The sequence below is a fragment of the Mesorhizobium sp. M7A.F.Ca.CA.004.04.2.1 genome (assembly GCF_004022825.1).
In the GTDB taxonomy this organism is placed as follows: Bacteria; Pseudomonadota; Alphaproteobacteria; order Rhizobiales; family Rhizobiaceae; genus Mesorhizobium.
Genome location: NZ_RZPH01000038.1, coordinates 2493 through 14571, shown reverse-complemented (window position 1 = coordinate 14571; position 12079 = coordinate 2493). Strand labels below are relative to the sequence as shown.

Annotated in this window: 17 protein-coding genes; 9 read left to right on the top strand and 8 right to left on the bottom strand. The window is 61.1% G+C overall.

Annotated features, from left to right (window positions below; genetic code table 11):
• Positions 1-983 (bottom strand): PRC-barrel domain-containing protein (locus EN893_RS03590; RefSeq protein ID WP_128361402.1); only part of this gene is annotated, 983 nt, incomplete at its 3' end.
• Between the two features lie 255 nt (positions 984-1238).
• Between EN893_RS03590 and EN893_RS03585 the strand changes: the two genes are divergently transcribed.
• The gene (locus tag EN893_RS03585; protein WP_127269170.1) at positions 1239-2159 is read left to right on the top strand and encodes a diacylglycerol kinase family protein; all 921 of its coding nucleotides are present in this window, start codon (positions 1239-1241) and stop codon (positions 2157-2159) included.
• 29 nt (positions 2160-2188) lie between these two features.
• Here EN893_RS03585 and EN893_RS03580 read toward each other — a convergent pair whose 3' ends face one another.
• Positions 2189-2389 (bottom strand): hypothetical protein, encoded by a 201-nt coding sequence (locus EN893_RS03580; protein ID WP_127269171.1) that lies wholly within the window; start codon positions 2387-2389, stop codon positions 2189-2191.
• Between the two features lie 149 nt (positions 2390-2538).
• Here EN893_RS03580 and EN893_RS03575 point away from each other — a divergent pair, with 149 nt between their 5' ends.
• Entirely contained in the window at positions 2539-4071 is a 1533-nt protein-coding gene (locus EN893_RS03575; protein WP_127269172.1) for an HWE histidine kinase domain-containing protein, read from the top strand.
• Between the two features lie 15 nt (positions 4072-4086).
• Here the strand turns inward: EN893_RS03575 and EN893_RS03570 are convergent, their stop codons facing one another.
• The 3 genes from EN893_RS03570 to EN893_RS03560 form a co-directional block, all read right to left on the bottom strand.
• Entirely contained in the window at positions 4087-4545 is a 459-nt protein-coding gene (locus EN893_RS03570) for a hypothetical protein (RefSeq protein WP_127269173.1), read from the bottom strand.
• Positions 4546-4556: 11 nt separating this feature from the next.
• Positions 4557-4883 carry a DUF883 family protein gene (locus tag EN893_RS03565; RefSeq protein ID WP_023811001.1) on the bottom strand — a complete coding sequence of 109 codons (327 nt, stop codon included), beginning with the start codon at positions 4881-4883 and terminating at the stop codon, positions 4557-4559.
• Between the two features lie 128 nt (positions 4884-5011).
• The gene (locus tag EN893_RS03560; RefSeq protein ID WP_127269632.1) at positions 5012-5773 is read right to left on the bottom strand and encodes a Crp/Fnr family transcriptional regulator; all 762 of its coding nucleotides are present in this window, start codon (positions 5771-5773) and stop codon (positions 5012-5014) included.
• 147 nt (positions 5774-5920) lie between these two features.
• Between EN893_RS03560 and EN893_RS03555 the strand changes: the two genes are divergently transcribed.
• A complete protein-coding gene (locus tag EN893_RS03555; RefSeq protein ID WP_127269631.1) occupies positions 5921-6292 on the top strand; it encodes a response regulator in 372 nt (123 codons plus the stop codon).
• A gap of 13 nt (positions 6293-6305) precedes the next feature.
• On the opposite strand, the gene EN893_RS03550 is transcribed toward EN893_RS03555, so the two are convergent.
• Together EN893_RS03550 and EN893_RS03545 are read right to left on the bottom strand one after the other, a co-directional pair.
• Positions 6306-6857, bottom strand: coding sequence for an RNA polymerase sigma factor (locus EN893_RS03550; protein WP_013529285.1), 552 nt, complete (start codon positions 6855-6857; stop codon positions 6306-6308).
• A gap of 3 nt (positions 6858-6860) precedes the next feature.
• Positions 6861-7064, bottom strand: a complete 204-nt coding sequence (locus EN893_RS03545) for a NepR family anti-sigma factor (RefSeq protein ID WP_127269630.1) — start codon at positions 7062-7064, stop codon at positions 6861-6863.
• A gap of 216 nt (positions 7065-7280) precedes the next feature.
• Here EN893_RS03545 and EN893_RS03540 point away from each other — a divergent pair, with 216 nt between their 5' ends.
• The 6 genes from EN893_RS03540 (at position 7281) to EN893_RS03515 (ending at position 10799) form a co-directional block, all read left to right on the top strand.
• On the top strand, positions 7281-8075 hold the full coding sequence (locus tag EN893_RS03540; RefSeq protein WP_023810997.1) for a response regulator: 795 nt from the start codon (positions 7281-7283) through the stop codon (positions 8073-8075).
• 264 nt (positions 8076-8339) lie between these two features.
• Positions 8340-8507: a DUF1328 domain-containing protein gene (locus EN893_RS03535; RefSeq protein WP_013529282.1), complete on the top strand. Its 168-nt coding sequence runs from the start codon at positions 8340-8342 to the stop codon at positions 8505-8507.
• A gap of 178 nt (positions 8508-8685) precedes the next feature.
• Complete coding sequence (locus EN893_RS03530) at positions 8686-9717, top strand: sensor histidine kinase (protein WP_164748875.1); 1032 nt, start codon at positions 8686-8688, stop codon at positions 9715-9717.
• On the top strand, positions 9714-10028 hold the full coding sequence (locus tag EN893_RS38975; protein WP_236383520.1) for a hypothetical protein: 315 nt from the start codon (positions 9714-9716) through the stop codon (positions 10026-10028). The genes EN893_RS03530 and EN893_RS38975 overlap by 4 nt, the downstream gene beginning before the upstream one ends.
• Positions 10029-10143: 115 nt before the next feature.
• Positions 10144-10470 (top strand): hypothetical protein, encoded by a 327-nt coding sequence (locus tag EN893_RS03520; RefSeq protein ID WP_127267715.1) that lies wholly within the window; start codon positions 10144-10146, stop codon positions 10468-10470.
• 83 nt (positions 10471-10553) lie between these two features.
• Entirely contained in the window at positions 10554-10799 is a 246-nt protein-coding gene (locus EN893_RS03515) for a membrane lipoprotein lipid attachment site-containing protein (RefSeq protein WP_023810994.1), read from the top strand.
• Between the two features lie 96 nt (positions 10800-10895).
• On the opposite strand, the gene EN893_RS03510 is transcribed toward EN893_RS03515, so the two are convergent.
• A partial coding sequence (locus tag EN893_RS03510; protein WP_245490794.1) for an HWE histidine kinase domain-containing protein occupies positions 10896-12079 on the bottom strand: 1184 nt, incomplete at its 5' end.

Genomic DNA, 12079 nt, shown 5'->3' with positions numbered 1-12079 from the left:
GTCTGTGTCTGGTCGGGAGCCGAGGCGTCAGGGGTGGTCGCTGCCGGAGCTTCGGCGGTCTTATCTGCCGGAGCGACAGCAGGAGCCGTCGTGTCGGACGGCACAGCAGCCGGAGCGGTGGCCGCAGGCTCGTTGGAAGCCGTCGTGGCCGGCGCCGGATCATAGGCCTTGCGGTCGAAATCGGGCTGCGCCTGCAGCTCTTCCTTGGTGGTCTGGGCCACCAGCCAGCGGTCGCCATTCTTCTCGGCCCACTGCGCCTTAGAGAAATCATAGGTGACATTCTTGGCGCCGAGGCCAAGGAAACCGCCCACGCCGATGACCAGGGACTCGGCCTTGCCTTCCTTGGTCAGCACGATGTCGTTGACGTCGCCGATATTCTGCGCGTCATCACCGGTTCCGTTATATACGTCTTCACCGATGATGTTGGTGGCAAGGTTACCGTCCGCGCGCTTTACCGGTTCCGCCGGAGCGGCGTTCATGTCGGCCGGCTTTTGTGCCGTATCCGTCGTAGCAGGTGCCGTAGGTGCGGTCGCGTCGGTCGATGCCGCAGGTGCGGGGGCCGGACTGTAGGGCTGGCTGTCGAATTCCGCCTGAGCGGTCAACTCGTCCTTGGTCGTCTGGGCTACCAGCCAGCGGTCACCATTCTTTTCGGCCCACTGCAGCTTGCCGTACTCGAAGGCGACGCTCTTGGCACCGACACCCAGAAAACCGCCAACGTCGATGACGACGGATTTCGCCTGCCCATCCTTGTCGAAGACGACGTCGCTGACATTGCCGATGTTCTCGGCATCATCGCCGGTGCCGTTGTAGACGGATTCACCGATGATGTTGGTGACGATGCTGCCCTCTGCGCGGACCGTCGCGGCGCCTGACTCCTGAACGGCTGGGCTCTGTGCCGGCGCCGGGGTCGTCGCGCTCTGCGCATATGCGCCCGTCGCGATCAGTGTTGCGAGTGCGGTCGTGGCTAAAAGATTGCGGATCATGATAGTCTCTCCTCGTGCCTGATCTCATGCGCCGCGTCTTCGCCGGAAAGTCGGACGCGGCATCTACAGGTTCACAACGTTGTGACCAGTCTGTTGTTCCGACAAAACCGCGCCGTCCGGAAATCGAAATCACAGAAATGATCGAGCGGCTTAGAAGCCCGTTCGTGTCAAGGGAACCTTTTCCGTCGCCGCCGCGTTTCAGCCATCGGCTGGGCGTGTCCCGGCCACTTTTTGGCTGACATGGTGGAGCGGGGTATGAAATTCGCAGCGGTGCTGAACCGGGATGGCGGCACTTTGCGCACCACCGACCTCGTCGCCTTCTCCGACAGGATGCATCAGACGCTGGAGACGGCAGGGCACTCGCTCAGCATCGAAATTGTCGCCGGCAAGGACGTGGTGGAAACGCTCGACAGCGCGGCTTCGCGTCGCTCTGTCGACGTCGTGCTGGCGGGTGGCGGCGATGGGACCATTTCCGCCGCGGCCGCGCGGCTGATGGGCACGAAGAAGGCGCTTGCCATATTGCCGGCCGGCACCATGAACCTGTTCGCGCGGGGGTTGGGCATTCCGCAGTCACTCGATGGAGCGCTGAAATCCTTCGCCGACGGCGAAATCATCGCGGTCGACGTGGCGACAGCCAATGGCCAACCTTTCATACATCAGTTCTCGATCGGCATGCATGCAAAGATGGTGCAACTGCGCCAGAAGATGGAGTTCGGTTCGCGGTTGGGAAAGATCCGCGCCTCGGCCAAAGCGGCTTGGGCGACGATCAACAATCCACCTGCGATGAATGTGACGCTCAGCATCGGCGAAGCCGAAATGGCGGCACGCATCACCGGCATCGGCATCACCAACAATTTGTTCGGCGAAGGCCATTTGCCTTACGCCGACAATCCGGCGGGCGGCGTACTCGGTGTCTATGTCACGGTGGCGAAGCAGCGCGCCGAACTGGTCAAGTTTTTCTTCAACGTGGCGCGCGGCAAATGGCGCGACAACGAACATGTCGAAATCCACCAGACGAACAGAACGGTGCTGAAAATCCATTCGAGCAGCCGCAAGTTTCGCGCTGTGATGGACGGCGAATTGGTCAGGCTTGACCGTGAAACGGTAATCGAAATCCAGCCTGGCGCGCTGAATGTACTGGTGCCGGCGAGCGCGGCCCAATCGAGAGCCGCCTGATGCGATGCGTTGCAACGAACAAACCGGCTTTAGCCAGCAGGAGCCTGCTCGGTGGTGCTGGGCGTGGGGACATGCTGTTCATCGCTGGTTGGCGCCTTGATCAACACACCATAAATCTCGGCAATGCCCCACGCAGCAAACACCAGAAGCAATGCGGCGATCAGGATTCGAAATCCATGCCAGCCCCATCGCCCCTGCCGCGCCTTGTTTTCTGGAATGATCTTGGCCATGCTCGATCCCTGTCTCATTCTGCACCAGCTGGCGCGCTCGGCAAATCATGGTCGGGTAACGGTTCCTCGCTAGGATGGTTCCGGAAAAGCGCGCTGGCCTTGCACCAGCGCAAGCAGGCGACGGCGAAGACCGGGACGAGGCAAGTGGGGTGACTGGCAAGACGCAAACAGTGCCCGAGCTGCCGGCCGAAGTTGCGCGCGCAGTCAAGGATGTTGACCGGCTCGCCGTGCTGCACGGGTTGGAGGTGCTGGATACAGCGGCCGATCCCGATTTCGACCGCGTCAGCAGCCTTGCCGCGGCGGTGATGCAGGTGCCGATGGCCCTGGTCACGCTCGTCGACCTCGAACGGCAGTGGTTCAAATCCTGCTTCGGCCTGGACGAGGCCGAAACCGCGACCGACGTCTCCTTCTGCGCCCATGCGATTGCCGCCGGCGACGAACCGATGGTGGTGGTGGATGCAACGACGGATCCCCGTTTCAAGACCAACCCGCTGGTCACCGGAAAGCACCATGTCCGCTTCTATGCCGGCGCGCCGATGGTTGTGGCAGGTGCCCGCATCGGCACGCTGTGCGTGCTCGACCGCTCGCCGCATGGTTTTCCATCCCACGCTGAGCTCGACCAGTTGAAGTCGCTCGCCGGCCTCGCCGCCAGCCTGTTCACCCTCAAGGACACAACCCGCAGCGGCGCGATCGCCGAGGCCGCACTGGTTCGCGAGGAAAAACGACGCGCCATCGCACTCGATGCGGCGTCGCTCGCTAGTTGGGCATGGGATATCCGCACCGATATCATCGAATGCGACACATTGATGTCGGAGCTGTTCAGCCTGCCGCGATCCAACCGGCTGCGCGCACGCGACATCCTCACCGCCATCGATCCGCGTGACGTCTACCAGACCGAAACCCGCTTTCGCGACGCCCTGACCGGCAGCGACGACTATTTCGGCGAATACCGGGTGAAGGGCTTTCATCCGCCGCGCTGGCTCGCCACGCGCGGCCGTGTCATCGAGCGTGACGGCGACGGCAAGCCGACCTTGATCTTCGGCGTCAACTACGACATCTCCGAGCGTAAGCTCGGCGACGAACGCCAACGGCTGCTGCTGCGTGAGCTCAACCATCGCGTCAAGAACACTTTGGCGACCGTCCAGGCGCTGGCAACGCAGACCGTGCGCCATGCCCGCCAGCCAAGCGAGTTCCTCGAGGCGTTCGGCGCCAGGCTTCAGGCCTTGGGCATCGCCCACAATCTGTTGTCGGACCGCGAGTGGCGCGGCATTGGCATCAGTGAACTCGTTCAGATCGAGGTCAAACCTTTCGAAACGGCCGAGCAGCCGCGCATGACGATCTCCGGCGACGACCTGCTGCTGTCGCCCGACCAGGCCGTCGGGCTTGGCCTGATCCTGCATGAACTGGCCAGCAACGCGCTGAAATATGGCTCGCTGTCGGTGCCGTCAGGCAGGGTCGATCTCGGCTGGAGGATGCAAGGCAGGAGGGATGCCCGGCGTCTTGTGCTGACCTGGCGCGAAAGCGGCGGCCCGCAAGTCGCTCCGCCGGATCGGCACGGCTTCGGCTCGATCCTCATTCGCCGCAGCCTAGCCAAGGTCATTTCCAGCGAAGTGACCCATGAATTCCGGCCGGAAGGCGTGTTTGCCGAAATATCGATGCCGCTGGAAGAGTTGTCAAAGTGACCTCTCCCAACAGCTCTATATCCGTTCGCTCTCATCCAGATCGTCGGATTTCACATTCTCGCGGTAGATGGCGTAGGCCGCGAGCGCCACGGCCGGCCCCAGAATGACGCCGAGACCGCCTTTTCCCTTGAGCAGACTCGGCAGCACGGCGAGTGCGGCGGTGATGCCGATCGCCTTCATGTCGGCATTGCGGCGCTGCGCCCGGCGCCGGGCGCGTGAGCCTGCGGAGATCCGGTAGATCAGCAGGATAAGTCCGGCAAGCACCAGGAAACCGACGCCAAACCCCAGTGCCGCGGCAAGCGGCCCATAGCGCATCGCCGTCCAGATATAGGCGGCCCCGACAAGAAAAACGAGACCGCAAAGTGCGGCGGCCATGGCGATCACATAGACGATTGCCGCCGTGCGCGCCCGGTGTATGGCGGCCACGGTTTCCCCCGAGGCGAGGCCCGAGATCAGGGTTGCCAACATTCCCATCTGGAGCGCGACTAGCGACGCGCGATGAGCGCGAAAAGGAAGCCTACGCCGGCGGCGATCGCCAGTGACGTCACCGGCTTTTCACGCACGCTTGCCATCATCTGCGCTTCGATGTCCTTGGCATTGCTGCGCAGGCTGTCAAAGGCTGCTTCGCCCTGCGCACGCAACTGTTCGACCCCTTCCGTGGCTGCGCGGCGCGCGGTGCCATAGCCATGCTCGCCGGTCTTGGCCAGTTGTTTGGTGAGCTTGTCGATGTCGGCCTTCAACTGCCTGATGTCGGCTTCCAGGTCCGCATTTGCACGGGCGTCGTTTGCGGTCTTTCCTGCGGCAGTGGCCATGGCTTAACTCCTTGTGATTGCTTGGTTTCAAACGCGCTGCGCGTCTCAAGGTTCCGGCATTGGGGACAAAGTAGCCGAAAACGCATCGGCGCGCACCCGGTCCGCCGGCTCCGGCAAAACACGCTTCCTTAGATTAATGGCCGGCGCGCTTCACCCAGCCCTTCCCAGCCGGCGAGCCGCTTGAGCCCTTCATTGTCGGAAACCACGCAGCCGCCGTCGCGCCAGACGATCAGCTTGCGATCCATCAGCTTGCGGATCGTCTTGTTGGTGTGAACCAGCGACAGGCCAAGCGTATCGGCGATGTGCTGTTGCGTGATCGGTATCTGGACGGATTGGTTGCCATTCAGTCCGACAACCTTGGCGCGGCTGCCGATGAAGGCGATGAGATAGGCAGCGCGCTCGATCGCACTGCGGCGCCCAAGGCTGAGCAGATTCTCGTCCAGCATCCGCTCTTCACGCGATGCGATCCAGGTGATGTCATAGGCCAGCCCGGGATGATTGCGGTACAGCTCATGCAGATATTCGCGCTCGAAAACACACAGCAGCATCGGCGACAGTGCCTCCACGGAATGCTGCATCTCGCCCATCACACTGCCTTGCAGGCCAATCAGATCACCGGGCATGAGATAGTTGAGAATCTGGCGGCGGCCGTCCAGCAACAGCTTGTAGCGAAACGCCCAGCCGGAGAGCACGGTGTAGAGATGGGCGCTATGGCTTCCCTCCACCAGCACCGTGCCACCCTTTTCGACTGCGAGTTCGCCCTTCTTGAATTTGCTGATGAAGGCCAGTTCCTGTTTTTCGAAATCGCGAAAAATCGGCAACGGCCGCAATGGGCAGTTCTCGCAAGGATATTGGCGGCTGGAGAAAGCGCTATTGTTCTGAACCGACATTTCGACCCCCCTTCGAAAGCCGCTCTTGGAGAGCGCGTTTCAACGCGTTGCAAGGATTGAGGTTCCGCCCGCTTGCCACATGTCTTTTTTAAATGACAGCAAGCGAATTAGCGATCATGACTCCGGCGTTTCAAGGAGTCTTTGCCTGTGCCCACATTGCTCGACGGATTGCGGATTCTGGTCCTGGAGGACGAATTTCTGATCGCCATGGACGTCGAGCAGCTTTGCCGCGACCATGGCGCCGATGAGGTGGTGATCGCCCGTGACCTGACCGAGGTCGATGGCCGCGAGGTCGCCACGCGATTCGATGCAGCCATTGTCGACTTGATGCTGGGCGGCGCCTCAACCATCGATTTCGCCTCCGGGCTGCGCGCGGCAGGCATACCTTTCGTGTTTGCGTCGGGCTATTCGGATGTCGATGAAATCAAGGCATCGTTTCCGGGCGTCAGGCTGGTTGGCAAACCCTATTCGGGTGAAGACCTCGTGCAAGCGGTCGCCGCGGCCTGCGGACGCGCTTGAGACACGATCGCGGTCAGCTCGCCGGCGAGCTCGTTACCTGGGCCGAAATTGCGTCCGGACCATACTCGTCCTCGCCTGATATTTTCAGGATCTCCTGCAAGCGCGTACGGGCTCGGCTGACGCGGCTCTTGATCGTTCCCACCGCGCAACCGCAGATCTCGGCGGCCTCCTCGTAGGAGAAACCAGATGCGCCGATGAGGATGATGGCTTCGCGTTGGTCCTCCGGCAATTGCTCCAGGGCGCCGCGAAAATCCTTCAGGTCGAGCTGGCCGTGCTGGGCCGGATGAACGGCAAGCCTGGCCGTCATGATACCGTCGCTGTCCTGCACTTCGCGCCCGCGCTTGCGCATCTGCGAATAGAACTCGTTGCGCAGGATGGTGAAAAGCCAGGCCTTGAGATTGGTGCCGGGCTGGAAGCTCTCATGCTTGTCCCAGGCCTTGACGAGCGTTTCCTGGACGAGGTCGTCGGCTTTGTCGGCATTTTGCGTCAGCGACACGGCGAACGCGCGCAGACTTGGGATTGCCCCAAGCAGATCGGTCTTGAAGCCTTGTGAGACCGCGGCCATGCCTCAGTCCTTCTTCTGTGCGGGTTCAGCCCGTTCCAGCTGGCTAAGCAACTGGGAAAAGCGATCCGGCACATCGTCGGAGACCAGCGCGTCGTAATATTGTTTGAGTTTGCGTCCGATTTCGGAGTTCGGCCCAAGAGCATCACCAGAACCGTTCCGGCGCCTGCTCTCGGCGCCAGCCAGAATATCTTTCGTCATATCCTTCATTTTGCCCTTGTATTCCCAGCGCTCAAACCGCTCTTATCATACTCAACACAACGCAAGCGGCGCCCTCGTCTGGTTGCCCATCCCGACCCCAAACGCCCCTCCCCGGTATTTGTTCCGTCGAGGCGGAACTTTTTCTAAAAATCCGCGTTATCGTCAGGGCTTGCAGTCAGCTTGACCTGCTACGCATTCACGTCATTCTGAGGGAGACGTCTTACCATGAGCTTATCCGCCACCATCGCACCACATCTGCCCTTCCTGCGCCGCTTCTCGCGGGCTGTTTCCGGGTCGCAAGAGAGTGGTGATGCGCTGGTAGCCGCGATGCTCGAGGCCATCATCGCCGATATCGAGATATTTCCCGAAGCATCGAGCGACCGCATCGCGCTGTACAAGGTTTTCGCCAAGCTGTTCACATCGGTCGCCATCCGCGTTCCACAGGAGCAGGCGCAATCGGCGTGGGAACAGCGCACCGCCGCCAATCTGAATGCGATCGCGCCGCGGCCCCGTCAGGCCTTCCTCCTCGTGGCTGTCGAAGGCTTCAGCGAGGACGAAGCGGCTGAGATCCTCGACGTCGGCGACCAGGAGTTTTCAGAGCTGCTTGCCCAGGCGAGCAACGAGATATCCCGCCAGGTGGCAACCGACGTTCTGATCATCGAGGATGAACCGCTGATCGCCATGGATATCGAAGAAATGGTCGAGAGCCTCGGGCACCGGGTCGTTGGAACGGCGCGCACCCATGCCGAGGCCGTGATGATGTTCGGCAAGACACGGCCGAAGATGGTGCTGGCCGACATCCAGCTTGCCGACGGCAGTTCCGGCATCGAGGCCGTGAACGAGATCCTGTCATCGACGTCGGTGCCGGTCATCTTCATCACCGCCTTCCCCGAGCGCCTGTTGACTGGTGAACGACCGGAACCAGCCTTCCTGGTCACCAAGCCGTTCAATCCCGACATGGTCAAGGCGCTGATCAGCCAGGCACTGTTTTTTGACCGGCAGGCGAAAGCAGCCGCATAGTCGCGAATTGAGGAGTGGAGGAATTGAGGATTGAAGGCGATAGCCTCGCTCGCCGATTTCTCCAGATCATCAAAATCGTCAATTCATCAACTCAATTCTTCAATTCTTCACTTCGGGCCGCCTGATCCACGCATCGGGCGGTGAGGGCGAATTTCCTGCGCGTCCGGCTGCCGAACGAATTGCAAGCTCGGTCTTTTTCGGCAAAGGGTGGGAACAAACCGCAACCACCCACGTTTTTATCGCATCATTCGAAGGAGATGCATCATGCTTTACTGGGCGCTCGTATTTCTCGTCGTTGCGATCATCGCCGGCGCGCTTGGTTTCGGCGGCATCGCCGGTACATCTGCCGGCATAGCGCAGATATTGTTTTTCATCTTCCTCGCTTTCCTGGTCATTTCGCTTCTTGCGGGCCTGTTCAAAAGGGCTTCGTAAAGACGGACGGCCGAACACTGGAAGCCGCACCCCTCAAACGGTTTCCAGCCACCGCCGGGCGGTGTCCTTCAAAGGACGCCGTCCGGCGGACCGTTTTTTGGCGGCGGGTTCGGGAAACCTCTTTGGAACCCATTCACCGGTGAGCCGTTCAGCCTGAATTGGGTGGACAGTTTGGCCGATGGGTTCCAGGACCGGAAACAGGAAGGACGACGTGCAAAGCGATGAAGTCATCGCCCTCCATCCTGCCGAAAGCGGCATGCAGCTCGGCCGCGCCCTTCTTCACGCGTTGCACAATGCCGGCATTTCCGTTCTCTACCAGGATCGCGAGATGAAAACCGTATGGGCGCGCAACATGCGTGCGCCCTGGGTTTCGGACACCGCCGACAGCATCGGTATTTTGCCGGAGGCGCAGGCCGACCGCATCGGCGCGGCCAAGCGCGACGTCATTGCATCCGGCAACCCCCAACGTCTCGAGATCAGCGTTCCCGTCGAGGATGGCAGCCGCTGGTTTGAGGTCTGGATCGATGCCGACCACGGCGACGGCGGCACGGTGCAAGGCGTCGTCACCACGATGGTCGAGACGACCGAGCAGAAGCGCCGTGAGCAGACCCTGACGACGCTGTTGCGGGAGGTGAGCCATCGCTCGAAAAACCTGCTGGCGATCATCCAGAGCATAGCCACCCAGACCGGTCGCTACTCCGACAGCATCGGCGATTTCCTGACACGTTTTCGCGGCCGGCTGCAATCGCTGGCTTCGTCCCAGGATCTCGTGACCTCTTCCAACTGGCGGGGCGCCGCACTTCGCGAACTCGTATCGGGCCAAGTGGGCCGCTACGGCGGCGATCCGGTTCGCAGCCTGAGGTTTCAGGGGGCCAACCCCTATCTCAATCCCAACGCTGCCCTGCATATCGGCCTTGCGATGCATGAACTCGCCGTCAATTCGGTGAGCTATGGCGCCCTGTCGCGGCCCGATGGATTCGTCAATGTTACAGCCAACCTGACCGCCGCCGACACGGGAACCTCCCTGTCGCTGACATGGGCCGAGGCAATCGGAGCCAGTGATGTCAGGCGTAGCGAGAAGCGCTTCGGCAGCGTCGCACTCGAACGGGTCGTGCCGGCGTCACTGAACGGAACGGCGACGCTCGAAATCGCGGCTGGCCGTCTCGAGTACCGCCTTGTCGTTCCACACGGCAATTTCGAGACGGATTGAGCGACCCGAGCTTTCTTAACCAGCTGTTCACCATAAAAGCAGATGCTGTTTTTCCCAGATACCGCTGGAACCTGTTGCATCACCGAACATTTCCGCAGCAGGATTTGCAGCATGGTGCGGGAGGGAATGCCTTGACGGTTGCCGATATGAACAGACTGGAGCAGGCCGCCCGGATTTCCATGGGCGAGTTTGAGGACTCCGAGTCATCCGCGCCACCGCTGGCCCCTGTCCCCAACGGAGCCTTGCGCCTTGTTGCGTTGGCCTTGGTGGCGGTGATCGTGGTGGTCGCCCTGTACCAGCTGGTCTATTGAGGCCAGCTCGTTTCGGCCGGCGACAGAATCAATTGTCGCCGTCTTATTTCCCTGCCAGCGCGCCAGGAACTTTGGCTGATGTAGACCGTTACTATGGCGAGAGGACTTTCCCGCCATGGAACATATCGCTGCATTGCTGCTGGTCATCGGTTGCTCGAACACGATGGCCGACTGCCGTGAACTCCAGGTGCCCGTCAGCATTTTCGCGACCGCCGAGCAATGTGTGGCCGAGCGCCCATTCGTCTTGGGCGACGTGCAAGGGCAGGCTGATCACATCGTCGCCAAATGTCTTGCCGTCGATCCGGTGCTTGAAGACGACTATGATCAGATCGTCTGGAACGTGCGCGCCGATGGTACGCTTGACGCTTCATTGGCAATTTCCAGCCTGGTAATGGCGTCGAACGCGGCAGGCCCAGAAAAAGACTATCTTCACCAACAATAGATTGCAGCAGCAAAGGCCGTCATTTCATGCTAAATGGCAGCTGGAGCTTTACCAAGTGAGGACAAAAAGTGAGGAGTGACTCTATGCGGAAGATGATTATTGCCCTGGTTGCGGTGGTTGCCGTCAGCGGCTGCACCTCGACCGAACAGGACGTGGTTGGCGGCGGCTTGATCGGCGCCGGTGTCGGCGGCTTGGTCGGCGGCGGCAAGGGCGCGCTGATCGGCGCGGCCGTTGGCGCCGGTTCCGGCCTGCTGGTGCGCAATCTGCGCAACGGCTATTGCCAATATCGCGATCATCGCGGCCGGATCTACACGGCTCGCTGCAACTAATTCGGCGATAATCGAAACGTCGATCCGGAGGCTGGTCTGCTGGCCTTCGGATTTTTCATGTCCGGACGCTTGATCCTTTTCGGGAGAAGGTCGCGCTCAATTGGCGAGTGGAATTTTGATTTCCACGTTCAGCCCATTGGCCTGGTAGTCGCGCTTGATCGTACCGCGTAATTCGCGCGTCACGTTGAGATCGATCAGCTTGGTGCCGAAGCCGGTTTCGGCGGGAGCTTCGAGTTTCTTCTGCCCGTTTTCGCGCCAGTTGAGGGCCAGCGTCCTGTCGCGCCCACGCCCCTCCAGAGACCAATCCACTTTCAGTGCCCCCACGGAATTGCCGGCTTCGCCGTATTTCAGCGCATTCGTCGCCAGTTCGTGGAAGGTCAGGCCGAGCGCTTGCGTCGTGGTTTCGTCAAGCAGCACTTGCGGCCCTGACAGCAGCCCCTCGGGCAACTCCTTGCCGAACACCTGGCCGAGTTCGATGCGCAAGAGATCGCCAAGATCGGCCTTCTGCCAGCGAGAGCGCGTCAGCATGTCCTGGGACGCTGCCATCGCCTGCAGCCTGGCCGAGAAAGATGCGGAAAACTCGTTGACGTCGGTAGCCCGCGATGCCGTCTGGCGCGCGATCGCCAGCACCCTGGTGATCGAATTCTTGATGCGATGCTTCATCTCCTGCAGCATCAGGTCTTTTTCGATCAGGCTCTTTTCCGTGGTTTCGTGCAACCGCGACGCTGCCTCATAGGCCCGCTCCTGATATCGCGCCACCAGCGCGATGGCGCCCGCCAACAGCAGGCCGAATAGCCCCAGCATCACCGGAATGGCGCGCGACGACGGCTGCGAGAAGGCGCTTGTCGGCCGGAACAGGACAGTCCATGGCCGTCCGGCGACGATGATCTTTCGGGTGACCAGCAGCCTGTCCCCGAAAGTCGAAGCCGGCGGCGTCTCCGACCGGAACAGCAGATTGTCGCCGCTCACGGCACCATCGCCGTCATAGATTTCGGTGTTGACCGGCAGTAGCGGCGACCGGCTGAGCGCGGTCTGGAACAGATCGCGAGCCCGGAAGGCCGCATAGAGAAAACCTGATGTCGAGGATCTCGAAGCATTGATGACGTCGGGAGCGGTTTCGACATTGAGCCGCACGAAAACGAAGAAGCCGGTGAACGTCTGCGAGGCGCCCGTGTCCTGGCCCAGTTGCACCAACCCGCTGGCGTGCTGCTGGTCGTCGGACATCGCCTTTTCGATCGCCACACGCCGCATCGGTTCGCTGAACATGTCGTAGCCGATGG

Excerpts from the sequence above, each read along its gene's own strand:
- EN893_RS03540 (WP_023810997.1), top strand. The coding sequence starts at position 7,281 with ATGAGCTTATCCGCCACCATCGCACCACATCTGCCCTTCCTGCGCCGC.
- EN893_RS03550 (WP_013529285.1), bottom strand. The coding sequence starts at position 6,857 with ATGGCCGCGGTCTCACAAGGCTTCAAGACCGATCTGCTTGGGGCAATC.
- EN893_RS03545 (WP_127269630.1), bottom strand. The coding sequence starts at position 7,064 with ATGAAGGATATGACGAAAGATATTCTGGCTGGCGCCGAGAGCAGGCGC.
- EN893_RS03530 (WP_164748875.1), top strand. The coding sequence starts at position 8,686 with ATGGGTTCCAGGACCGGAAACAGGAAGGACGACGTGCAAAGCGATGAA.
- EN893_RS03560 (WP_127269632.1), bottom strand. The coding sequence starts at position 5,773 with ATGTCGGTTCAGAACAATAGCGCTTTCTCCAGCCGCCAATATCCTTGC.
- EN893_RS03570 (WP_127269173.1), bottom strand. The coding sequence starts at position 4,545 with ATGGGAATGTTGGCAACCCTGATCTCGGGCCTCGCCTCGGGGGAAACC.
- EN893_RS03585 (WP_127269170.1), top strand. The coding sequence starts at position 1,239 with ATGAAATTCGCAGCGGTGCTGAACCGGGATGGCGGCACTTTGCGCACC.
- EN893_RS03520 (WP_127267715.1), top strand. The coding sequence starts at position 10,144 with ATGGAACATATCGCTGCATTGCTGCTGGTCATCGGTTGCTCGAACACG.
- EN893_RS03580 (WP_127269171.1), bottom strand. The coding sequence starts at position 2,389 with ATGGCCAAGATCATTCCAGAAAACAAGGCGCGGCAGGGGCGATGGGGC.
- EN893_RS03535 (WP_013529282.1), top strand. The coding sequence starts at position 8,340 with ATGCTTTACTGGGCGCTCGTATTTCTCGTCGTTGCGATCATCGCCGGC.
- EN893_RS03565 (WP_023811001.1), bottom strand. The coding sequence starts at position 4,883 with ATGGCCACTGCCGCAGGAAAGACCGCAAACGACGCCCGTGCAAATGCG.
- EN893_RS03515 (WP_023810994.1), top strand. The coding sequence starts at position 10,554 with ATGCGGAAGATGATTATTGCCCTGGTTGCGGTGGTTGCCGTCAGCGGC.